Here is a 22233-nt window from a genome sequence, read left to right on the forward strand (position 1 = left end):
TGGCCGCCTCATGCGCGAAACACGTTCAACAAACGAAATCTCATGTGTATCTCTGTGTCTGACTCATATTCGGGAGATTTGTGGCAATTTCATGCTGCTATTCATTATTTTCCACATTAAGCCTAGGGTGATTCCCAAGTTTTGGCATGTGCCTGGCCTGATACCATTCAGGGTTGATTGTTGTATCAGAAGAGGCGAACACATCATGAATATTACAAAATGGCTGGTGACCTTCACCATGGCAGCCGCCGCCATCGCGGCGGGTCCGGCGCACGCCGAGACCAAATTCATCAACATCCTGACGGGTGGCCAGAGCGGCGTGTACTACCCCATGGGGGTCGCGCTGTCGCAGATTTATAACAAGAATATCCCCGATGCCAAATCCACCGCCCAGGTCACCAAGGCATCCGCCGAAAACATGAACCTGCTGCAGGCGGGCCGGGGCGAACTGGCCTTTGCGCTGGCCGACACGGTGTCGGACGCCTACACGGGCAACGCCGAAGCCGGCTTCAAGGCGCCGCTGACCAAGCTGCGCGGCATGACGGCCACCTACAACAACTACATCCAGATCGTCGCCAACGCCGACTCGGGCATCAAGACCCTGGCCGACCTCAAGGGCAAGCGCATCTCGGTGGGCGCCGCGCGCTCGGGCACCGAACTCAACGCCCGCGCCGTGCTCAAGGCCGCCGGCCTGACGTACGCCGACTTCAAGAAGGTGGAATACCTGCCCTTCGGCGAATCGGTCGAGCTGATGAAAAACCGCCAGCTCGACGTCACGCTGCAATCCGCCGGCCTGGGCGTGTCCTCCATCCGCGACCTGGCCACCTCGGTGAAGATCGTGGTCGTGCCCATCCCCGAAGACGTGATCGCCAAGATCAACAACCCGGCCTATCAGGCGTCGTTCATCCCGGCCAACACCTATGAAGGGGTGACCGAAGACACGCCCACCGTGGCTGTGCCCAACTTCCTCATCACCGCCGAGTCCGTGCCCGACGACCTGGTCTACCAAATGACCAAGACCTTCTACGAACAGCTCGACACCCTGAAATCCGCGCACAACGCCGCCAAGACCATCGAGCTGGCCAATGCCATCAAGGGCATGCCGCTGCCGGTGCATCCGGGCGCCGAGCGCTACTACAAAGAAGTCGGCCTGATCAAATAAGATCCGCGCCCGGGACACCCTCCCGCCCGGCGGCTCCGACATCGACACGCCCACACGGCATGCGATGCAAGGGCCGCCTTTTCAATGCTCCGGAACCCAAAACATGAGTTCAGCCCACGATATTGCCGACCAGCCCATGCCCCGCGCCGTTTTCTGGATCGCGGTGGTCTTTTCCGCCTTCCAGATCTGGACGGCCGCCTACAGCCCGATCTCCAGCCAGGTGATCCGCGCCGTCCACGTGGGGTTCGTGCTGTTGATGGTCTTCACCCTGTATTCGGGGCCGCGCGGCAGCCTGGGGGTGAAGCTCGGCTGGCTGCTGGGCGTCCTGGGCTTTGTCCTGAGCCTGTATCACTGGGTCTACGAAGCCGACCTTACCGCGCGCGCCGGGCAGATGACGTCTGAAGACATGGTGGTGGGCATTCTCACCGTCGCGCTGGTCTTCGAGGCCACCCGGCGCATGATGGGCTGGGCCCTGCCCATCATCTGCGGGCTGTTTCTGGCCTATGGCCTGTTCGGTCAGTACATTCCCGGCCCCTTCATGCATCGGGGCTACGGGCTCGACCAGATCGTCAGCACGCTGGGCTTCGGGGTGGAAGGCATCTACGGCACGCCGACCTACGTGTCATCCTCTTACATCTACCTCTTCATCCTGTTCGGCGCCTTTCTCGAACAGGCCGGCATGATCCAGCTGTTCAGCGATTTTTCCATGGGCATGGTGGGCCACACGCGCGGCGGCCCGGCCAAGGTGTCGGTGGTCAGCTCCGGGCTCATGGGCACCATCAATGGCTCGGGCGTGGCCAACGTGGTCACCACGGGCCAGTTCACCATCCCGCTCATGAAGCGCTTCGGCTATTCGTCGGCCTTCGCGGGCGGGGTCGAGGCCACGTCCAGCATGGGCGGGCAGATCATGCCGCCGGTCATGGGGGCGGTGGCCTTCATCATGGCCGAAACCCTCAACATCGCCTACGTCGAGGTGGTCAAGGCGGCCATCATCCCGGCCCTGCTGTATTTCGCCACGGCCTTTCTCACGGTGCACCTCGAAGCCGGGCGGCGCGGCCTGCACGGCCTGGCCAAGAAAGACTGCCCCGACCCCTGGGCCGCCGTGCGCAAGCGCTGGTATCTGCTGCTGCCGCTCATCGGCCTGGTGGTGCTGCTGTTCTCGGGCTATACGCCACTGTTCTCAGGCACCATCGGCCTGGGGCTGACGGTCATCCTCATCTTTGGCGCCGCTGCGATCCAGGGCGCGCGCCCGCCCGTGCTGCGCTACGTGTTCTGGCTGCTGCTGGGCGTGGCCTGCGCGGGTTTCGTGCAGTTCGGCGTTACTGATTTCTTCGTCCTCATCGCCCTGCTGGCCGTGGCGCTGCTGTTTCGCCAGCACGGGCGCGACGCGCTGCGCCTGGCGCTCAACTCACTGGCCGAGGGTGCGCGCAACGCGTTGTCGGTGGCGGCAGCCTGCGCGCTGGTGGGCGTCATCATCGGCATCATCAACCTCACGGGGGTTGCCGCCGAGTTTGGCGGCCAAGTCATCGCCGTCGGTGAAAACAGTCTGTTCCTGGCGCTGTTTCTCACCATGATTACCTGCCTGGTGCTGGGCATGGGCATCCCCACCATCCCCAACTACATCATCACCAGCTCGCTGGCGGCGCCCATTTTGCTCAAATTGGGCGTGCCGCTCATCGTCTCGCACATGTTCGTGTTCTATTTCGGCATCATGGCCGATCTCACCCCGCCGGTGGCGCTGGCGGCCTTCGCGGCGGCCCCGATCGCGCGTGAAAACGGGCTCAAGATCAGCATCCAGGCCCTGCGGGTGGCGGCGGCGGGCTTCGTCGTCCCCTATATGGCGGTGTATTCCCCAGCGCTGATGCTGCAAGGCGGCACCACCTGGGACGTCGTCTACGTGGTCTTCAAGGCGCTGCTGGCCATCACGCTGTGGGGTGCGGGCATCACAGGCTTCCTGAAGACGCGCATGAACCTCTTCGAGCGTGTGTACGTGGTGCTGGCCGCGGCGCTGCTGGTGGCCGCGGTGCCCATGAGCGACGAACTGGGCTTTGCCGCCACGGCGCTGTTCCTGATCTGGCACCTGGCGCGCAGCCGACGGCTGCCGCCACAGGCGCAGGGGGTCTGATGCTGGGCGTCTGTTTTACCCTGGCGGCGGCGCTTCAGGTGCCGCCGCGCTTCGTGCCGGTACAGACCTTCACCCTGGCCTGGACGCATTCCATCGAGAAAATCCGCTGGGAAGAAGACTACCGGGTGGCGCGCGATGCCCAGGGGCACCCCGTGCTCATCCCGGGAAAGGCGCGCATCCTGGGATCGGGCGCGGGCATGGACCCGCCCCCCGATGCCGTGCACCACGCCGACGGCTGGTACGAATACCAGCCGCACACCGGGCCACTGCCCGAGCTGCGGCTCACCCGCTCGCCCTACACCGCCGACTATGACTGGTGCGTGCGGGGGCGCTGCCAGCCGCTGCGCGCGGTGATGCCCACGGACGGCGACGTGACACTATTGCGGCCGTGCGCCGCCCCCTGACTCGGGCACGTAGACCACGCTGCCGTCCTTCATGCGATAGGCCACGCCGGCCTTGGTGCCTTCGCCCTGGCCGGTCTGCCCGTTCGATTTGAAGTGCTCGATCTGCTCGCCTTTTTTCACAATCATCTCCATTGAGGGCTTGCCCGCGTCGGTGATGACCGTGACGTCCTGGCGGGCCATGGCCTGCAGCACGGGGTTGCTGGCCATGCCGATCAAATCTGTATACCCTCTCCGGCGGCCACTTCCGGGCATTGCGGATCGGGGAAACTCGGTATCATCCTGTTTTCAGCCTCGATGCGCTCATGCGGAACGCCTCTTCTTCCCTGCCCGACGCGCCTGCCAGCCCGCTGTTCCAGCACTGGCGGGCCGAGGCCGTGCGCCTGCGCGAAGCGCACTGGGGGCCACTGGAAGACCAGGCCGCCTGCCAGGCCGCGCTGCGCGTGCCCGCCGGGCTGCAAGACCGCATCCTCGCGCGGGCTGCCTGGCTGGCGGCCCACGGCACCTTGCAGCAGCGCCTGCGGCAATGGGCCGCCAGCGCCCGCTGGGCCCTGATCGGCCTGTGGCTGGCAGCGGGCCTGGCGGGCATCGGGGCGGCCTCGGCGGCCCTCGACCACGCCCAGGGCTCGGTCAACCTGGCGGCCGCCATCATCGGCCTGCTGGGGCTGCACGCCCTCACCTTCCTCATCTGGCTGGCGGGCTGCCTGCCCGGCCTGCACCCCAGCACCACGCTCTCGCGGCTTTGGCTGTGGCTCACCCGCAAGCTTGCGCACGGCCCCGACAGCGCCCTGGCGGCCCAGGCCTTCGTCTCGCTGCTCAACCGCGCCCGGGCCTGGAAACCCGCGCTGGGACTGCTCAGCCACGGCGCCTGGAGCATCGCCTATCTGACGGCTCTGCCCACGCTGCTCGTGCTGCTGAGCACGCGCCGCTACACCTTCCACTGGGAAACCACGCTGCTCAGCCCGGATGCCTTCGTGGCCCTCAGCCGCCTGCTGGGCAGCGTGCCGCAGTGGCTGGGGTTTCCCACCCCGGCGGGCATCGACATCGCCGGCAGCACGGGGCTGCTGCCCGCCTCCGCCGCCATCCAGGCCGACTGGTCACTCTGGCTGATCGGCTGCGTCGTGGCCTGGGGGCTGCTGCCCCGGCTCATCAGCCTGGCGGTGTGCCTGGCCTGGCTGCACGCGCGCCTGCGGCAGCTGCGCATCGACCCGGCGCTGCCCGGCTGGCTCGAACTGCGCGAACGCCTGCTGCCCACCCACCAGCACCTGGGCATCGACCGCCCCGCGCCCACCGCGCGGGCAGGCCTTGCCCCGGCCCACGCGGCCCCGGCGCGCGGCGCGCACGCCGCCGTACTGGCCTGCGAGCTGGGGCCCGACCTGGCCTGGCCGCCGCCCGGCCTGCCGCCCGAGGTCATCGATCTGGGGCGCTGCGACAGCCGCGTCGACCGCGCGCGCATCCGCCAGACGCTCGACGCGCACCACCTGCTGCTGGTGTGCGATGCCCGCCTCACCCCGGATCGGGGCACCGCCCACTGGCTCGACGAATTGCGACATGCCTGTCCGCAGCTGCGTGTCCTGTGCCTGGGCGGCTCGCCCGAACACCAGGCCCTCTGGCGGCATGCCCTCGGCCAACAAGCGCTGGCGCAAGTCTCCAGCGTGCAAGACTGGCTTGCCCATCTCGGAACCTCGCCTCATGAGTGATGCTCTCAGCCCCATCGATCTCGCGGTCGTGGGCCATACCAACACCGGCAAGACGTCCTTGCTGCGCACGCTGCTGCGCGACGAGTCGTTTGGCGAAGTCGCCAACCAGCCGGGCACCACGCGGCACGTGGAAAGCGCGCAGCTGCTCTCGGAAAGCGGCAAGCCGATGCTCGTCCTGCGCGACACGCCCGGCCTGGAAGACGCCATGGGGGTGCTGGACTACCTGGATCAGCTGATCGCCCCCAACGAACGCCCCGATGGCCCTGAACGCATCGACCGGCTGCTCAAGAGCCCCGAGGCCATGGGCCGCTTCGAGCAGGAGTGCCGGGTGCTCGCCACGGTGCTCGCGGTGGACGCCGCGCTGTACGTGATCGACGCGCGCGACCCCGTGCTGCCCAAGCACCGCGACGAACTGACGCTGCTGGCCGCCTGTGGCCGTCCCATTTTGCCGGTGCTCAATTTCACGCGCAGCCGCGACGCCGACATCGGCGCCTGGCGCGAGGCGCTGGCCCGCCTGGGCCTGCACGCGACGGTGGACTTCGACACCGTGGCCCCGGCGCTGGACGGCGAAAGCCAGCTGCTCGACCGCCTGGCGTTGATGCTCGACCAGCACGCCGCCGCCCTCATGACGCTGCGCACCGACCTCGGTCAGCAGCGCCTGAAGCGCCTGCAAGACGCCACCCGGCTGATCGCCGAGCTGCTGATGGACGCCGCCGCCCTGCGCCTGCCCTGCTCGCCTGAACCCGCCGACATGGCCGCCATCACGCTGGGCCTGCGTCGGCGCACGCGCGAGCGCGAACAGGACTGCGTGTATGCCCTGCTCAAGCGCTACCGCTTCAGCAAGGCCACGTTTCCGCACCACCCGCTGCCGCTGGAGGGCGAACGCTGGGGCATGGATCTCTTCAGTCCCCAGGCCCTGCGCAGCTTCGGCATCCAGGTGGGCAAGGGCCTGGCCACGGGCGCCATGGCCGGGGCCACGCTGGACATGCTCACCGGCGGCCTGAGCCTGGGGGCCGCCACCTTGCTGGGGGCCGCCATCGGCGGGGTCTGGCAAGGCGCCAACCAGTGGGGCAAGCGCCTCATGGGGCGCCTGGCGGGCAATATGGAGATGACGGTGGACGACGCCGTGCTGCACCTGCTGGGCCTGCGCCAGCTGGCCCTGGTGCGCGCCCTGGAATGCCGCGGTCACGCGGCAATGCGGCCCATCGAAGACGACCTGATGGCCCAGGTGGTCGACACGGCGCAGGCATCCGCGGCGCCGGGCGCCGCGGGCACAGGCGCGGCTGCGGGGCCGGATGCCGCGCTTGCCGCCGACAAGCAGGCGCCCGGCCCGGGCACCGATGGGGCGGAGCACGATCAGGGGCTGGCCCGCCAGCCCGGCGGCGCGGCCGGTTCCGACATGACGGCAAGCGGCCCGGCCTCCAGCGGCCCGGCATCCAGCGGCCCGGCAGCGGATGGCGCGGCAGAGCCCCCGCACCGCCTGCCTGCCGCCGTACAGGCCGTTCTGGACGAGGCCCGCACACACCCTTCCTGGTCGGCCATCGGCGAAGAACCCGCCACCGACCCGCGCCGCGAACAGTTGATCGCGCAAATGGCGCAAGCGCTGTTCCTGGCGCTGTGATGCTCCCGCGTCCCGCCAATTCACTGCCTGGCGGCTTGGGGGCTTCGACGATTGGGTAGATGGGTAACCCGGGGCCGGGGCTGGTGAAGGCTTGCTCACTCGGCGAATATGCACCCTCAAATTCGGTTTCACGCACAGTCTGCGCTGTGTTGCCAGCCGTGGAGGTCGCATCGGGCAGACATCCGGAGCGTCCATCGGACGCGCAAGAGGTGTACTACCAGCCGCCCGAGGCGCCGCCACCCCCGCCACTGCCGCCGCCCCCGCCGCTGCCGCCCCCGGAACCACCGCCTGCGCCGCCTCCGCCTGAACCACCGCCAAAGCCACCTCCCCAGGGGCCGGAACCGCCGCCCGAGCGACCTCTTCGGCTGGACAGGCCACTGCGGCGCAGGCGCTGCGTGATGCCGGTGACACGGCCACCCACGACCAGCAGCACGCCGCCCAACGCGCCCAGCAAGGCCCACAACAGGCTGTTGGTCACCAGAAAGGCAAAGCCGCCCATGAGCCCGATGCCGATCCACCAGGGCGCCACCAGCGCCATGAGCCCGAGCGGCAGCAGCATCACGTAGGGCTCGACGTCCTCGTCGTCCGCCGCTTTGGGCGGGGGCGGCAGGTCTTCGCCGCGCACCAGCAGCGCCAGGGCAGACACGCCCGCCTGCACGCCGCCAAAGAAATCGCCCTGGGCAAAGCGCGGTGTGATCTGCTCGCGAATGATGCGGCCTGCGGCAATGTCGGTGACGGCGCCTTCCAGCCCGTAGCCGACTTCGATGCGCACCCGGCGATCTTGCTTGGCCACCAGCAGCAGCACGCCGTCATCGACGCCCTTGCGCCCCACGCCCCACTGATCGAACACCCGCCGGGCGTACTGCTCGATGGTATCCGGCCCGGTGGTAGGCACCAGCAGCACGAACAGCTGCGCGCCCCGGTCGTGCTGCAACAGCCGCACCTGGTTGGCCAGGGTGCGTATCTGCGCGGCATCGAGCGTGCCGCTGAGATCCATGACGGGCGCCGTCCAGGTCGGCACAGGCACCTGGACATCCGCCTGCGCAGCGCGGGCGGGTGGCGCGGCCAACGTGGCTACTGGGCGTTCGACCGCCCGGGCAGGCCCGGGCCCTGCCAGACACAGCAGCACGAGAACCGCCAACAGGATGACGCCAACGCGCAGGCGCAGCCCTGATGCGCCTGCTGTCTCACGCAGCCGACCGCGCATCAGCTGCCCTGCCCCTGGGGCAGATCGAACTTGACCTCGGGGTCGCGCATCACGTCATCGGCCTTGTCCAGGCCGTACTGCGCCTTGGGCTGATAGCCGAAGACGCGGGCGGTGAGCAGCGTGGGAAACTGGCGGATCGTCAGGTTGTAGGCTTGTACCGCGGTCACGTAGCGCTCGCGCGCCACGGTGATGCGGTTTTCAGTGCCTTCGAGCTGCGTCATGAGGTCGCGGAACAGCCCGTCGCTCTTGAGCTGCGGGTAGTTTTCCGACACCGCCAGCAAACGCGACAGGCTGGAACTGAGCGCCCCCTGAGCCTGTTCAAAGCGCGCCACCAGCGCCGGATCGGACAGGTCGTCGGCGCTGATGCGCACCTGCCCCACCTTGGCGCGGGCGTCGGTCACCTGCTGCAGCACGGTGCGCTCGTTGACCATGTAGGCATTGACCGAAGACACGAGCTTGGGCACCAGATCGGCGCGCCGCTCGTACTGGTTGAGCACCTGCGACCAGGCCGCTTTCACCTGCTCGTCCTGGCGCTGGATGTCGTTGTAGCCGCAGCCCGACAGCAGCAGCACCAGCGCCGCCAAGGCGGCAAAATTGAAATAACGTCGAAACATCGTCCAGACCTCGTCGAATCAAGCATGGGCAGCCCCTGTCGCGAGGCGCAGACCGCCATTTTACAAAGAGCCGATGGCAAAAGCGGGCAGCCCCCGGCGGATCAAATTGCAACAGAGCGCCAAAAGCGCTTGCCACCGGCAGAACGATGGATGATAATGATTCGCATGTATATTTGTGTCTGCAATGCGATCAGCGAGCGCCAGGTACAAGAAGCCATTGCCCAGGGGGCTGGCGACTTGAGCGACCTGCAGGCTCAGCTAGGCGTCGCCACCTGCTGCGGCCAATGTGCCGAGACCGCCACCGAGTACCTGCCCGGGGGGCGCTACGCTGCCGAGGTCGCTGCGACCAACGCCGCGCAGCCCCAGCGCACGGTCGAAGCCACGCTGCTCTCCAGCGTCGAAGTGCGCCGCGTCGCCTGATCCCGGATCGCCCAAACGAATCACGCAAATCTCCTGCCATCGTGGTAGCCTGAACGCTTCAGGCCTGCTTCGTGCCGTCTTGCCTGTCCTGCCCGGGTGTCCGGGCAAGCCGGGCGGGGCGCCGGATGCGGGCTGTCTACAGGAGCACAGGCCATGAAGGGCGACAAGACCGTCATCAAATACCTCAATCAGCAGCTCAAGAACGAGCTGTCCGCCATCAACCAGTATTTTCTGCACGCGCGCATGATGCGCCACTGGGGCTTCGAGAAAATGGGGCAGCACGAATACGATGAATCCATCGGCGAGATGAAACACGCCGACATGCTGATTCAGCGCATTTTCATGCTGGATGGCCTGCCCAACCTGCAAGACCTGCACAAGCTGCTCATCGGCGAATCGGTGCCCGAGATCCTGTCATGCGACCTGAAGCTGGAAACCGCCGCGCAGGCCACCGTGAAAGAGGCCATGCAGTACTGTGAGTCGGTGCAAGACTTCGCCTCGCGCGACATCTTTCTCACCATCCTGAACGACACCGAAGAACACATCGACTGGCTGGAAACCCAGCTGGGCGTGATCGAGCACGTCGGCCTGCAAAACTATCTGCAGTCGCAGGTCTGATCCCGCGCCCGGGACGATCGATACGCGTCTTCGGCTCCGGATCGATCGCCCTGGACACGAACGGATCGATCAATAGCTGGATTTCTTGGCCGGACAGTCTTGCACGCGGCCCCAGGCGTCGTGGGCCTCGCAATATTTGTTGCGCGCGGCCCAGGCGCACGACGGTCGCGAGAAGAACCCCAACGATTCACAGGTTTTCAGCTCAGCCTGAAAAGCCGCCTGCCAATTGCCGCTATTGAGGTCGGGCTCGTTGCCCGGCGCGGGCGGCGGGGGCGGCACATCCACGGGCTGCACGGTTTGTGGCGCCACCAGCGACCCCACGTTGGCAATGCCCTGCAGGCCGCTGCCATCACCCCCCTGATTTTGCTGCGCCAAGGCAATGGCTTCGTCCATGCTGATGGTGGTGGTGGCCAGCGCAATGGGGCGGTGTTCGTCGATGAGCGGCGTGGTCTGCAGCTGCCAATCGACGGGCGGCGGCAGGCTGGGCACGCCCTGGCGCCCGTCGGACAGCGGCTGGGGCGCCGCCGCGATGAAGGGCTGGCCATTGGCATCGAGCACGGGCGTCTTGCTGACGGGTACTTCGGTGGGTTCGCGGGATTCGATCTGGGCCGGGCTATGGACGATGAGCCAGTCGCCCAGCTGCAGGCCGCCCCAGGCCGAAGCCCCGGCGGCAAGTAGCAAAATGGCAATAATCAGACGCCAGGACATGGGCGACTTCCCTCGTCAGTCAGTGCTGTCAATCGTGCCATTGTATCGAATGCGGCCTGCGCATCCCGCGGCAAGCACCGCGCGGATGTGACAGAGGCTGACAGAGGGGGCGCGCGGCGGGTCGCCGCATCACACGCCCGAACCAAACACCCGCCCCGCGTGTTCGCGCATGGTATGGAACTGCACGTCTGGATAGCGTTCTTCGGCCACGCGCAGCTGGGCTGGCGAACTGGCCAGGAATGCCACGGCATCGACCACATCGTGGGCAATGTTGGCGGCGTTTGAATCCATGAACTTCTTCAGGGCCTTGGGGTCGGTGCTGGTGATCCAGCGCGCCAGGCTGTAGCGCGAGGGCATGAGGCGCGCATCCACGCCATATTCCGTCTTCAGCCGGTGGGCAACCACCTCGAACTGTAGCTGGCCCACGGCCCCGAGCAGCAGCGCGCCGCCCGCCGCTTCGGGACGGAACACCTGGATGGCCCCTTCTTCGCCCAGCTGCGTCAGCCCCGTGCGCAACTGCTTGGTGCGCAGGGGATCCTTCACCTCGACAGCCTGGAAGAGTTCGGGGGCGAAGAACGGCAGGCCCGTGAAGGTGAGCGCCTCGCCTTCGGTGAGCACGTCGCCCAGTTGCAAAATGCCATGATTGGGGATGCCGATGATGTCGCCCGCATAGGCTTCTTCGACGATTTCGCGGCGCTGCGAGAGAAACGAGACCACGTTGTTGGGGCGGATTTCCTTATTGTTGCGCGCCACTTTCAGGCGCATGCCGCGCTGAAAATGGCCCGAACTGACGCGCACGAAGGCCACGCGATCGCGGTGGGCCGGGTCCATATTGGCCTGCACCTTGAACACCACCCCGGTGAACTTGGTCTCGTCGGGCAGCACCGTGCGCTCGATGGCCGCCCGCGGGCCGGGCGGCGGCGCCAGCTCGACCAGAGCGTCCAGCACTTCGCGCACGCCGAAATTATTGATGGCCGAACCGAAGAACACGGGCGTCTGGCGCCCGGCCAGGAAGGCGGCGTGATCGAACTCGGGCGAAGCACCCGAAATGAGTTCGATTTCCTCGTGCGCCTTGTCGTAGGCATCGCCAAAGCGCTGCCGCAGCACGGGGTTTTCCAGCCCCTCGATGGTTTCCTCGTCGTGCCGGTCGCGCTCGGCCCCCGGCCGGAAGACGCGCATGTGGTCGTGGCGGATGTCGAACACGCCGCCAAAGTGACGCCCCATGCCCACCGGCCACGAGAACGGGACGGCATCCATGCCCAAGTGGTCTTCGATCTCGGAGAGCAGGTCGAGCGGCTCTTGCACCTCGCGGTCGAGCTTGTTGATGAAGGTGATGATGGGCGTATTGCGCGCGCGGCACACCTGCAGCAGGCGGATGGTCTGCGGCTCGACGCCGTTGGCGGCGTCGATCACCATCAGGGCGGCGTCCACGGCGGTCAGCACGCGGTAGGTGTCTTCGGAAAAATCCTGGTGGCCCGGGGTGTCGAGCAGATTGATGACGCAGTCGCGGTATTCCATCTGCATGACCGACGAGGCCACCGAGATGCCGCGCTGCTTTTCGATCTCCATCCAGTCGGACGCGGCATGGCGGCTGGCCTTGCGCGCTTTGACGCTGCCCGCGATCTGGATGGCGCCGGCGAACAGCAGCAGCTTTTCGGTCAGCGTGGTCTTGCCCGCGTCGGGGTGGGAAATGATGGCAAACGTGCGCCGACGGGCGACTTCGTCAGTGAGGCTCATGAGTAATGATGCGGTGGGTTCAGTCGCTGGTGCGGCTGAAGGCGGCCAGCGCGGTGCCGGCCAGAATGAATACGGAACCAAAACAGCGGTTGAGCCAGCGGATGTGGCCCGGGCTGCGCAACAGGCCCAGAATGCGCGAGGCGAGCGAAGTATAGCAACTCATGGCCACCAGGTCGGTGAAGCACAGCGTGGCGCCGATGAGCGTGTACTGCAGCGCCAGAGGGCGCCCGACGTCCAGGAACTGCGGCACTACGGCCAGCAGGAACATGGTGCCCTTGGGGTTGGTGATGTTGACCAGGTAGCCGTGCAGCAGCTGCTCGCGGATGGGGTGCGCCTGTTCGCGTGGCTTGGCCGCCACCGCCACTGGCGCGGCGTCGGTGCGAAACTGGCGCACGCCCAGGTAGACCAGGTAGGCCGCCCCCGTCCATTTGACGACGGCGAAGGCGATCTCGGACGTGGCCAGCAAGGCGCCCACGCCCACGGCGACGATGATGAGCTGGCAGATGATGCCGGCCTGCAGGCCGAAAATCGTCCAGAACCCCTGGCGATAGCCGTATTTCAGGCCTGAGGCCATGGAACAGAGGGCGCCTGGGCCGGGCGCAAACGAGATGGCCCAAGCCGCGGCAAAGAATGCCAGCCAGGTGGAAAATGCCATGAAGGGCTCCGCAAGAGTGTCAATAGCCTGCCCGTCCGATCCGCCCCCCGCTGGGGGATTGGCGGCGTCCGTGCCGCAGGCGCCTTCGCACCCCCGCGCCCCGGGGCACGGGGATGGGCGGCACGAAGCACAAGATGCAGTTTAATCCGCCTTGTGGTTGAGCAGCGCCGCCGGGCGGCCGCCTTGCGGGCGGGCATCGCGGCGCGGCGCGGCGGCCCCTGCCGGACGGCCCGTGTTCGCGCGGCCGACCTGCGCGCGGTTCTCGGTGCGGCGCGCGTCGGACGCCTGGCGGGCCTGGGCACCCTCGCCACGCCGGGCGTCGGTGCCACGGCGCGGGTCTGCCGCAGCGGCACGGCGGCCATCCGTGCTGTGGCGCGGGCCGGTGGATGCCGGACGGCGACCATCCCGGCCACCTTCGCGCCGACCCGCGCCGTCGCGCCGCTCGCCCGAGCGCGGGGCGCCGCGCACGTCGCCCTGCAGACGGGCCAGGGCGCGCTTCTCACGCGCATCGGGGGCGGAATCCGCCGTCACCATGGCGCCGGGGTTCCAGCCTTCAACCTGGATGGGTTCGATGGTCTGCTTGGTCAGGCGCTCGATGGCGCGCAGCAGCTTGATCTCGGACTGATCCACCAGCGAGAGCGCCGAACCGGTGCTGCCCGCGCGGCCCGTACGGCCGATGCGGTGCACGTAGTCTTCGGGCACGTTGGGCAGTTCGAAGTTGACCACCTGCGGCAGCTGGTCGATGTCCAAGCCGCGCGCGGCGATGTCGGTGGCCACCAGCACGGCGACCTTGCCGTCCTTGAAGCCGGACAGGGCCTTGGTGCGCGCCGCCTGGCTCTTGTTGCCGTGGATGGCGGCGGCGGTGAGGCCGTCCTTCACGAGTTTTTCGGCCAGGCGGTTGGCGCCATGCTTGGTGCGCGTGAAGACCAGCACCTGGTGCCAGCCGCTTTCGCGGATGATGTGACTGAGCAGGTCGCGCTTGTGCGACTGTTCGGTCATGACCACGCTTTGGCTCACCAGCTCGGAGGTGGTGTTGCGCCGCGCCACGGAGACTTCGCCCGGGTGGTTGAGGATGCCCTGGGCAAGGCTGCGGATTTCATCCGAGAAGGTGGCCGAGAACAGCAGGTTCTGGCGCTTGGCGGGCAAGAGCTTGAGCACGCGGCGGATGTCGTGGATGAAACCCATGTCCAGCATGCGGTCGGCTTCGTCCAACACCAGGATTTCGACACCCGAGAGATCGAGCGTCTTTTGCTGCGCGTGATCGAGCAGGCGACCCGGCGTGGCCACGAGAATGTCCAGCGGCTTTTTCAGCGCGGAGATCTGCGGGTTGATGTTGACGCCGCCGAACATCACCATCGAGCGGATGTTGGTGTGCTGGCTGTACAGGCGCACGGATTCTTCCACCTGCGCCGTGAGCTCGCGCGTGGGGGTGAGCACCAGCACGCGCGGACGCCCCGCGCGGCGCGCCGTCGCCGGGTGTTGCAGCAGGTAGTGCAGAATCGGCAGGGTGAAGCCCGCCGTCTTGCCGGTGCCGGTCTGCGCCGCCGCCAGCAGGTCGCCGCCTTCCATCACACGCGGGATGGCCTGCGCCTGGATGGGGGTGGGATGGGTGTAACCGGCATCGTGCACGGCACGCAGCAAGGGCTCTGCCAGGCCGAGCTCGGCAAAGGAAATAGAAGTATCCAAGGATATGACTCCAGCGACCGCCTATCGCTCGAGTCGAGTGATACCAATCGAGGCCGACGATTGAAAAAATGTCTGGGGTGAGACCGCCCGCCATCCGGGACGATGCCGGGGGCGCAGTGACAGGGCACAGTGATTGGTCAATTGTGCCAAGACGGCGATTATACCAAGACAACCCTGCTCGCGACAGGCTTTATGTAAAACCGCCCGCTTGCCGCTTCAGCGGGGCGGCTCGGCTTGCGCTTTGCGCAGGCTGGCCGGGGGCACGCCCATGGCTTCGCGGTACTTGGCGACGGTGCGCCGAGCGATGGTGATGCCGTGCGCGGCCAGCAGCTCGGTCAGGCGGGCGTCGGACAGCGGCTTGGCGGCGGGCTCGGCATCGAGCAGCGTGCGCATCCGGGCCTGGATGGCGAGGGCCGAGGCGTCCTCGCCCGAGGCCGTCTGCATCCCGGTGCCGAAGAAGTGCTTCAGTTCGAAGACCCCCCAGGGGGTCTGTGCGTACTTCATGCGCGTGGCGCGCGAGATCGTCGATTCGTGCAGACCCAGCGCCTGGGCCACGTCGCGCAGCACGAGCGGGCGCAAGGCGCGCGCGCCCTGTTCGAGAAAGGCGCGCTGGTGCTCGGCGATGAACTCGCCCACCCGCAGAATCGTCTGGCGTCGCTGGCCCAGCTGCTGGATCAGGCCGTGCGCCTGGCGCACCTGCTCGCGCAGGCCGCCGGGCGCGTCCAGCGCATCGAGCTGCGCCACGAGCGCCGTGTCCACGCGCAGGCGCGGTTCGAGCGCGGGGTTCAGGCTGACGCGCCAGGCCTGGCCTTCGCGGTAGAACAGCAGATCGGGCACCACGTAGGCGATGGCCTCCGTGTCCCAGGCACTGACCGGGTGCGGATCGAGCTGCAGCAGCACCCGGTGCGCCGCATCGAGCGCCTCGCGCGTGCAGTGCAGCGCGTCGCACAGGCGCCCCCAGCGCCCGGCGCCCAGGTCGTCGAGATGCTCGGTGAGGCGCGCCGCCAGCGCCTGCGCGGGGGTCGGCCACTCGCCCGTGCGGGCGCCCAGCTGCAGGCGCAGGCACTCGGCCAGCGACCGCGCGCCCACCCCCGCCGGATCGAAGGACTGCAGCAACCGCAAGGCGGTCTGCCATTCTTCGGCCTGGATCCGCAGCTCGGGCGGCAACGCCGCCGTGTACGCCTGGGGGTCGAAGTCCAAGTAGCCCCGCGCATCCAGCTCGCCGATCAGCAGCGTCACCAGCGCCTGGTCGCGCGGCGTGGCCCGCGTGGTGCTCAATTGTTGCAAGAGATGGTCGGTGAGGCTCGTCGTCGCCTCGGATTCCGGGATATCATCCGAGACATTCCGGCGCGCGGGCTGCGCCCAGTGGCGATCAAGCCTTTCCGCTTCGGCGGCCACTGTTTCCGCGGCGGGGTCTGCGCGTTCGAGCACCGGGTTGTCCGCCAGCGCCTGGGTGATTTCGTGTTCCAGCTCTTGGCTGGAACACTGCAGCAGCTTCAGCGCCTGGCGCAGCTGCGGCGTCAGCACCAGCTGCTGGTGCTGACCCAACTCCAGTGACGGTTGCGAACGCATACTCAACTTGAAACCATGACCATGAACCAGGAAACCACCCAAACCCCCAGCCGACAAGACACCGCGCTGCTGCGCAAGATCGTGCTCAAGCTGACGGCGACGGCAAACATCACGTGCGCCGTGCTGGTCGTGCTGGTGGCACTGGTCTGGTACGACTTGCTGAACCGCCTGCTGGCGTTTGGCAACGGCCTTGATTATGCCGGAAACCGTCTCATGGGGGCGGAAGCCACCGCGCTGGTGCAGCGCTACAACCCTTACTTCTGGGGGGTGCTGGTGGCCCTGTGCACGATTCTGCTGGCCTGGTGGGTGTACCTGATCGTGCGCGCCATCCACCGGCGCAGCCGTCTCAAGCTGGTGGACGCCCATTCGTTCTCGCAGCTGGCCGAACAGCTGTCGGCCCCGGCACTGGACGTGCTGCTGTGGGCCTGGCAGCCGCACGACGAGCCGCTGCGCGTGGGCGACCTGCAGCTGGCCCGCGCCGAGCTCTCAGGCGGGCGCGCCGCCCGGCTGCAGCAGGCGGCCCAGCAGCTGGCCGTGCTGCAAAACGCCCGTCAGCGCGAACACTGACGGGCGGCGGGGAGTTCGGCACGCCCAGGCGGCGGCCTCAGGCGGCCTGGCGGTTTTTCCACCAGTACCAGGCCACCCCCAGAATCAGGGCGATGCCCAGGTAGCCCAGCAACGGGTACACCGTGCCGACCAGCGTGGTGAAGCCGGCAAAACTCAGCCCCAGTCCGACAAAGGCCGACACAGTGCCGATGATGCGGAATTTCGGCGTTTCGGGGTCGGCAAAACGGGCGCTGAAGGCAAAGAACATGCCCACCGCCGTGCTGTAGATCATGCAGCACAGCGAAATCATCATGAGCCATCCCAGCCAGGGGCTCAAGTGCTTGGCCAGCAACACCGTGGGCATTTCAGCGCCCTGAATCTGATCCAGATTGGCGAACAGGCCGACGTTCAACAGCAAGATCAGCACGCCCAGCCCCAAACCGCCGAGCACGCCGCCATAGGTGGTGTTGCGCAGGTTGCTGCTGGCCCCCGAGAGCACTGCCAGCAGCGGAAAACCCACCGCGATATTGAACGAGGCATACAACACGCCCCCCAGGAACCAGTTGGGGGCCGCACGGTCGTGCTGTGCAGCGGCCAGTGTGTTCAGGCTCTCGATCGAGGCATCGCTGCGAAACAGGGCGTAGATCACCAGCACGATGACCAGGCACAACAGCAAGGGGGTAACGGCGCTGATCAGATCGACGATGCGCTGCACGTTCAGGCAGAGCGTCAGCGACACCAGGACGGTCATGAACAGGCCGCCGACGATCAGCGGCAGGCCAAAATGCTCGCGAAACAGCGAGCCGGTGCCCGCCAGCATGGCCACGCCCACGCCGAAAAGAAAGAAAATCAACGCCAGGTCGATGATGGAACCCAGACGCTCGCCAAAAATGGCGTTCAGCACCACCTTGTGCGAATGGGCGCGCAACTGCGTGCCGATGCGGGCCACCTGCATGCCGAGAAAGGCAAACAGCAGGCCGGCCACCAGCGTGCCCGCCACGCCCCAAAGGCCGAAATGGGTGAAAAACTGCAGAACTTCCTGACCCGATGCAAAACCACCACCGATGATCACGCTCATGTAGGCTGACGCCAGCTGAAGAATCTGACGATTCACGATGCTCTCACTTGTCGCCCGCGGCCCCCGCGGGCCAGGCAGACTGTTTCGAATACGCCACAGGCGCGGCCTTTGACGGCCGCCCGTGTGCACCGCCCGGCCCCGTTGGATCGGGGTCTTTAATTGGGGACTGATGCAAGGTATTCTGACGTTTAAAAAGCCCAGGCCAATTGGTGGCGCGCCCGAGCATAAAGCGCGCATTGTGCCAATGAAAACGAATCTTGGCACTTGCACGACGCTCAAAAATATGTTTGACTCTTGCCTATGGACTCATTTCGCGCACTCATCGCCCTTTGCTCGCAGATCACTGCGGCCGGGCCCGTGCGCGCGCCGCAGGCGGCACTCGCTCGCCTCGCCCCCTCGCTTTCCCTGTCGGGCCTGCTGCTACTAGCGATCGGTTGCCGGGCCTAGCGCCGCGTGGCAGTCCGGCAGCCTGTTCGCCACATCCCGTGATTTCGCGTCTGTGATCCAGACGTCGCCGCCCAGACAGGTATTGCCATGATCAAGAATCCAGCCTCCAAATACGTCCCCTTCAAGGCGTTTACCCACGATTACGCCGAACGCACCTGGCCCAGCAAGCGCATCACCACGCCCCCCATCTGGATGAGCACCGACCTGCGCGACGGCAATCAAGCCCTCATCGAGCCCATGAGCGTCGAGCGCAAGGTGCGCTTTTTCGAGCAGCTGGTGAAAATCGGCTTCAAGGAAATCGAAGTCGGCTTTCCGTCGGCCTCGCAAACCGACTACGACTTCGTGCGCAAGCTGATCGACGAAAAGCGCATCCCCGATGACGTCACCATCATCGGCCTGACGCAAGCGCGCGGCGACCTCATCCCGCGCACCGTGCAGGCCCTGGCCGGCGCCAGGCACGCCATCGTGCACATGTACAACGCGTGTGCCCCGGCCTTCCGCAAGATCGTCTTCAACATGAACCCCGACGAAGTGCGCGCCGTCGCCATCGAGGGCACCAAGATCGTCAAGGCCGAAGTCGCCAAGCACCCTGAAACCCACTGGCGCTACGAATATTCGCCCGAGGTCTTCAGCACCACCGAGCCCGAAGTCGCCCTGGACGTCTGCAACGCCGTGGTCGCCACCTGGCAGCCCACCGTCGAAGACAAGATCATCCTCAACCTGCCGGCCACCATCGAGGCCACCACGCCCAACCGCTACGCCGACCAGATCGAGTGGATGCACCGCAACCTGGCCGAGCGCGACAAGATCGTCGTCAGCGTGCACCCGCACAACGACCGCGGCACGGCGGTAGCCGCCGCCGAACTGGCCGTGATGGCCGGGGCCGACCGCATCGAAGGCTGCCTGTTTGGCAACGGCGAGCGCACCGGCAACGTTGATCTGGTCACCCTCGCCCTCAATCTGTACACCCAGGGCATCCACCCGGGGCTCGATTTCTCGGACATCGACGAAGTGCGCCGCTGCGTCGAAGAGTGCAACCAGCTGCCGGTGCACCCGCGCCACCCGTACGTGGGCGACCTGGTCTTCACCGCGTTTTCGGGCTCGCACCAGGATGCCATCAAAAAGGGTTTCGCCATCCAGAAGCCCGACGCCGTCTGGGAAGTGCCCTACCTGCCCATCGACCCCGCCGACCTGGGCCGCAGCTACGACGCGGTCATCCGCGTCAACAGCCAGTCGGGCAAGGGCGGGGTGTCGTACCTGCTCGAGCAAGAACACGGCCTGGTGCTGCCGCGCCGCCTGCAGATCGAGTTCAGCCGCGCCATCCAGCGCGTCACCGACGAGACCGGCCACGAAGTCACGCCCAAAGACGTGTTCGACATCTTCTCGAAAGAATATCTCAACCCGGCGGCCCCCTGGACGCTGGTGCGCCACCGCATCACCGGCAGCCCCAAGACCACGGGCCAGAAGCAGTTTGCCATCGAGGTCGAGGTCTCGGTCAACGGCCAGACGCGGCACCTGACGGGCCACGGCGACGGCGCGATCTCGGCCTTTGTGGACGCCCTGGGCATTGAAGCCCGCGTGATGGACTACCAAGAGCACGCCATCGGCACCGGCACCGACACGCGCGCCGCCTCGTATGTGGAAATGCGCATCGGGGATGCCGCCAACGGCTATGGCGTGGGCATCCACGAAGACATCGTCACCTCGTCGTTCCTGGCTATCCTGAGCGCGGTGAACCGCCAGGTGATGGCCGGCAAAGACATGCCGATGCGGGTTTCAGAAGCTGCCTGATCGGGCAGCGGCTGCTGCAGACTGCGGGCGCCCGCCCCACGAGGGCGGGCCGCCTTGGAAAGACCCCGTCAATACACGATGGCAAGCCCCGGGAGATCGACTGTCACCCGGGGCTTTTCCAATGCCTGCACGGCATGCGTGGCGAATTCCTGGGCCAGGCTGCCCTTGGCGGACAAATTGGCATAGCCCAGGGCGTCGGCCACCCCGAGGATTTTGTCGAGCAGCAGCACCTTGCCGCTGACGCGTAAGGGTTCGCAGCCCAGCGCCTGCCACTGCTGCGCGAACCAGTCGCGCGCCGCCCGCGCGGCGGCGGGCTCGATCGGCGTATCGACGTCGAGTTCGAGCGAGCGATGGGCGTCGAAGACAATGATGACGTGACCCTGCATGAATGGCCTCTTACCAGATGGGGGCGGGTTCCCAGGTGACGTCTTCGCCCTTTTCGCGCGACAGGCGCAACATGGCCAGCAGCGGCCAAGCCCGGCGGCGCATGCCGACATGCTGGGCGATGGGGTGTTCGGTGGCGTCGTCGTGCTCGCCCGTGTTGTCGTTGTGCGAGGTATCGGTGGCCATGAGGGATTCGATGCCGGCAATGGCGGCATCGAGCTGCGCCTTGGTGATGACACCGCGCTCGGGCAGGTCGGGGGTGTCGAAATGCTTGCCCGCAGCCACCAGGATGGGCTTGGCGTGCTGCGCAAACATCAGCACTTCAGCGGCGGATTTCGACTGAAACAAAATGAGCATGGTGGTTTCCCGCAATGGACATAAACATACACTAACCCAAGTTCCGCACCCTGCCAAGCTGGAGAATATCCGCTTTGACAGGAGACCGGCATGCCGCAAATCACCGTCTGGCGCCCCCGTGGGTGCGGCTTTCGCGGCCAGCACGGCGATGGCGATCTTCATCGGATTGCCTTGCGCCCTCGCGGGCGCGGCTTTCGCGCATGCCAGCGGCGCGTGCAAATCTTGGGCCTCCTGATCTGGATAGACCTCGGAATCCTGCCGAGGTTCCCCGCCGCGTCGGCCCAGGCCGCCCTCACCTGCCTGATGCCGCAGCCGGAGCACGGCAGCCTGCCGCCCTGCGGGGCCAGCGCCAGCCTCGGCCCGACGCCAGAGCCGGACGTGGACACCGGCATCAGCAACCCCATCCAGCGGCTGAGCGGCGAGAAATTCCTGCGCGAGATCGACCTGCCCGAGGCGCTGGACGGCGGCACGCCGGGCTTCGTGCGGCTGTACCGCTCGCACGCGGCGGCCAGCGGCCCGCTGGGCCTGGGCTGGTTCAGCGAATACGACATCCGGCTGGCGCGCACGGCAACGGGCTGGCAGCTGCGGCTGCCCGACGGCCGCCTGTACCGCTACGACGCCCGCGGGCAAGGCGCCTCGCCCCTGGCGGGGCGTATCGTGCCAGCCGCCGAGGATGGCACCGCCCGGGCCGACGCCGCTGGTGCGGCTGGTGTCGCTAGTGTCGCCAGGCAGCGCCCCCGATGGGAGGGCCCGGATGGGCGTACGCTGAGCTTCGATGCACGGGGGCGCCTGCGCGCGCTGCACTCACCGGGCCGACGTCCAACCACGCTCGACTACCACACCGTCGGCCCGCTCAGCGGCCTGCTGCGCCAGGTGCGGCGCGGTACGCGCGCCTTGGCCCTGCACTACGAGACCGTGGGCGGCCACATCGTGCTGGGCACCCTGGAAACCCCACTGGGCAGCTTCCGCTATCACTACGATGCCGTGGCCGCCGATATGGCGGCACTTTCGTCCGCGGCACCGCTTCCCCGGCTGCTGCGCGTCGTCCGCCCGGATGCCATGCAGCGCCAGTATCACTACGAGCCCGAGCGGCAATCCGGACACCTGGGCGCCATTACCGGCATCACCCTGCTCGCCCAGGATGGCCACGCATGGCGCGCGCGCAGCTGGACATACGACGCCCAGGGGCGCGTCACGCTCGCCATTCCCGGCGCGCCCGCGCAACAGGAGGGGCGGCTGACGCTGCACTACGCTGACGCTGGCACGAGCCACCCTACCCGCACCAGCGCCGACGTGCGGGCGGCAAACGAGCCAGGTTCGGGTTCGGGTTCGGGTTCGGGTTCGGGTTCGGGTTCGGGTTCGGGTTCGGGTTCGGGTTCGGGTTCGGGTTCGGGTTCGGGTTCG

Annotated in this window: 21 protein-coding genes; 10 read left to right on the forward strand and 11 right to left on the reverse strand. The window is 67.0% G+C overall.

Annotation, left to right across the window (positions count from 1 at the left end; translation table 11 throughout):
- Nucleotides 1-205: 205 nt before the first annotated feature.
- The 3 genes from CCA01S_RS11785 (at nt 206) to CCA01S_RS11795 (ending at nt 3691) form a co-directional block, all read left to right on the forward strand.
- The gene (locus CCA01S_RS11785; RefSeq protein ID WP_066458749.1) at nt 206-1162 is read left to right on the forward strand and encodes a TAXI family TRAP transporter solute-binding subunit; all 957 of its coding nucleotides are present in this window, start codon (nt 206-208) and stop codon (nt 1160-1162) included.
- Between the two features lie 103 nt (nt 1163-1265).
- The gene (locus tag CCA01S_RS11790) at nt 1266-3287 is read left to right on the forward strand and encodes a TRAP transporter permease (protein WP_066458752.1); all 2022 of its coding nucleotides are present in this window, start codon (nt 1266-1268) and stop codon (nt 3285-3287) included.
- Nucleotides 3287-3691: a DUF1850 domain-containing protein gene (locus tag CCA01S_RS11795; protein ID WP_084386720.1), complete on the forward strand. Its 405-nt coding sequence runs from the start codon at nt 3287-3289 to the stop codon at nt 3689-3691. Before CCA01S_RS11790 ends, CCA01S_RS11795 begins: the two co-directional genes overlap by 1 nt.
- On the opposite strand, the gene CCA01S_RS11800 is transcribed toward CCA01S_RS11795, so the two are convergent.
- Nucleotides 3665-3898 (reverse strand): DUF2149 domain-containing protein, encoded by a 234-nt coding sequence (locus CCA01S_RS11800; RefSeq protein WP_232305096.1) that lies wholly within the window; start codon nt 3896-3898, stop codon nt 3665-3667. The two genes, CCA01S_RS11795 and CCA01S_RS11800, sit on opposite strands and share 27 nt — an antisense overlap.
- Nucleotides 3899-3993: 95 nt before the next feature.
- Here CCA01S_RS11800 and CCA01S_RS11805 point away from each other — a divergent pair, with 95 nt between their 5' ends.
- Nucleotides 3994-5388, forward strand: coding sequence for a DUF2868 domain-containing protein (locus CCA01S_RS11805; RefSeq protein ID WP_066458756.1), 1395 nt, complete (start codon nt 3994-3996; stop codon nt 5386-5388).
- Nucleotides 5381-7009: a DUF3482 domain-containing protein gene (locus tag CCA01S_RS11810; RefSeq protein ID WP_066458758.1), complete on the forward strand. Its 1629-nt coding sequence runs from the start codon at nt 5381-5383 to the stop codon at nt 7007-7009. The genes CCA01S_RS11805 and CCA01S_RS11810 overlap by 8 nt, the downstream gene beginning before the upstream one ends.
- Nucleotides 7010-7223: 214 nt before the next feature.
- Here CCA01S_RS11810 and CCA01S_RS11815 read toward each other — a convergent pair whose 3' ends face one another.
- On the reverse strand, nt 7224-8216 hold the full coding sequence (locus CCA01S_RS11815; RefSeq protein WP_084386722.1) for a TPM domain-containing protein: 993 nt from the start codon (nt 8214-8216) through the stop codon (nt 7224-7226).
- Nucleotides 8216-8830 carry a LemA family protein gene (locus CCA01S_RS11820; RefSeq protein ID WP_066458759.1) on the reverse strand — a complete coding sequence of 205 codons (615 nt, stop codon included), beginning with the start codon at nt 8828-8830 and terminating at the stop codon, nt 8216-8218. The genes CCA01S_RS11815 and CCA01S_RS11820 overlap by 1 nt, the downstream gene beginning before the upstream one ends.
- A gap of 165 nt (nt 8831-8995) precedes the next feature.
- Here CCA01S_RS11820 and CCA01S_RS11825 point away from each other — a divergent pair, with 165 nt between their 5' ends.
- Both CCA01S_RS11825 and bfr read left to right on the forward strand, forming a co-directional pair.
- On the forward strand, nt 8996-9250 hold the full coding sequence (locus CCA01S_RS11825; protein WP_066458761.1) for a (2Fe-2S)-binding protein: 255 nt from the start codon (nt 8996-8998) through the stop codon (nt 9248-9250).
- 153 nt (nt 9251-9403) lie between these two features.
- Nucleotides 9404-9868 carry a bacterioferritin gene (gene bfr / locus CCA01S_RS11830; RefSeq protein ID WP_066458762.1) on the forward strand — a complete coding sequence of 155 codons (465 nt, stop codon included), beginning with the start codon at nt 9404-9406 and terminating at the stop codon, nt 9866-9868.
- A 69-nt stretch (nt 9869-9937) separates the two neighbouring features.
- Here bfr and CCA01S_RS11835 read toward each other — a convergent pair whose 3' ends face one another.
- The 5 genes from CCA01S_RS11835 to rpoN all read right to left on the reverse strand — a co-directional run bounded on the left by CCA01S_RS11835 (nt 9938) and on the right by rpoN (nt 16226).
- Nucleotides 9938-10576 (reverse strand): hypothetical protein, encoded by a 639-nt coding sequence (locus tag CCA01S_RS11835; protein WP_066458763.1) that lies wholly within the window; start codon nt 10574-10576, stop codon nt 9938-9940.
- 129 nt (nt 10577-10705) lie between these two features.
- Nucleotides 10706-12313, reverse strand: a complete 1608-nt coding sequence (locus CCA01S_RS11840) for a peptide chain release factor 3 (protein WP_066458765.1) — start codon at nt 12311-12313, stop codon at nt 10706-10708.
- Nucleotides 12314-12332: 19 nt separating this feature from the next.
- Nucleotides 12333-12968: a LysE family transporter gene (locus CCA01S_RS11845; protein WP_066458767.1), complete on the reverse strand. Its 636-nt coding sequence runs from the start codon at nt 12966-12968 to the stop codon at nt 12333-12335.
- 141 nt (nt 12969-13109) lie between these two features.
- The gene (locus tag CCA01S_RS11850) at nt 13110-14606 is read right to left on the reverse strand and encodes a DEAD/DEAH box helicase (protein WP_373278627.1); all 1497 of its coding nucleotides are present in this window, start codon (nt 14604-14606) and stop codon (nt 13110-13112) included.
- Nucleotides 14607-14870: 264 nt separating this feature from the next.
- Nucleotides 14871-16226 (reverse strand): RNA polymerase factor sigma-54, encoded by a 1356-nt coding sequence (gene rpoN / locus CCA01S_RS11855; protein WP_084386724.1) that lies wholly within the window; start codon nt 16224-16226, stop codon nt 14871-14873.
- 21 nt (nt 16227-16247) lie between these two features.
- Here rpoN and CCA01S_RS11860 point away from each other — a divergent pair, with 21 nt between their 5' ends.
- A complete protein-coding gene (locus tag CCA01S_RS11860; protein ID WP_066458791.1) occupies nt 16248-16793 on the forward strand; it encodes a hypothetical protein in 546 nt (181 codons plus the stop codon).
- 37 nt (nt 16794-16830) lie between these two features.
- Here CCA01S_RS11860 and CCA01S_RS11865 read toward each other — a convergent pair whose 3' ends face one another.
- Entirely contained in the window at nt 16831-17850 is a 1020-nt protein-coding gene (locus tag CCA01S_RS11865) for a YkvI family membrane protein (protein ID WP_198150001.1), read from the reverse strand.
- Between the two features lie 534 nt (nt 17851-18384).
- On the opposite strand from CCA01S_RS11865, the gene leuA reads away from it, so the two are divergent.
- Nucleotides 18385-20088: a 2-isopropylmalate synthase gene (gene leuA / locus CCA01S_RS11870; RefSeq protein ID WP_066458775.1), complete on the forward strand. Its 1704-nt coding sequence runs from the start codon at nt 18385-18387 to the stop codon at nt 20086-20088.
- 68 nt (nt 20089-20156) lie between these two features.
- Here the strand turns inward: leuA and CCA01S_RS11875 are convergent, their stop codons facing one another.
- On the reverse strand, nt 20157-20474 hold the full coding sequence (locus tag CCA01S_RS11875; RefSeq protein ID WP_066458777.1) for a hypothetical protein: 318 nt from the start codon (nt 20472-20474) through the stop codon (nt 20157-20159).
- A gap of 10 nt (nt 20475-20484) precedes the next feature.
- Complete coding sequence (locus tag CCA01S_RS11880) at nt 20485-20829, reverse strand: DUF1840 domain-containing protein (RefSeq protein ID WP_066458781.1); 345 nt, start codon at nt 20827-20829, stop codon at nt 20485-20487.
- Nucleotides 20830-20919: 90 nt separating this feature from the next.
- On the opposite strand from CCA01S_RS11880, the gene CCA01S_RS15865 reads away from it, so the two are divergent.
- Nucleotides 20920-22233 (forward strand): DUF6531 domain-containing protein (locus tag CCA01S_RS15865; RefSeq protein WP_198150003.1); only part of this gene is annotated, 1314 nt, incomplete at its 3' end.

It is taken from the genome of Castellaniella caeni NBRC 101664 (assembly GCF_001592225.1).
GTDB lineage: Bacteria > Pseudomonadota > Gammaproteobacteria > Burkholderiales > Burkholderiaceae_B > Castellaniella > Castellaniella caeni.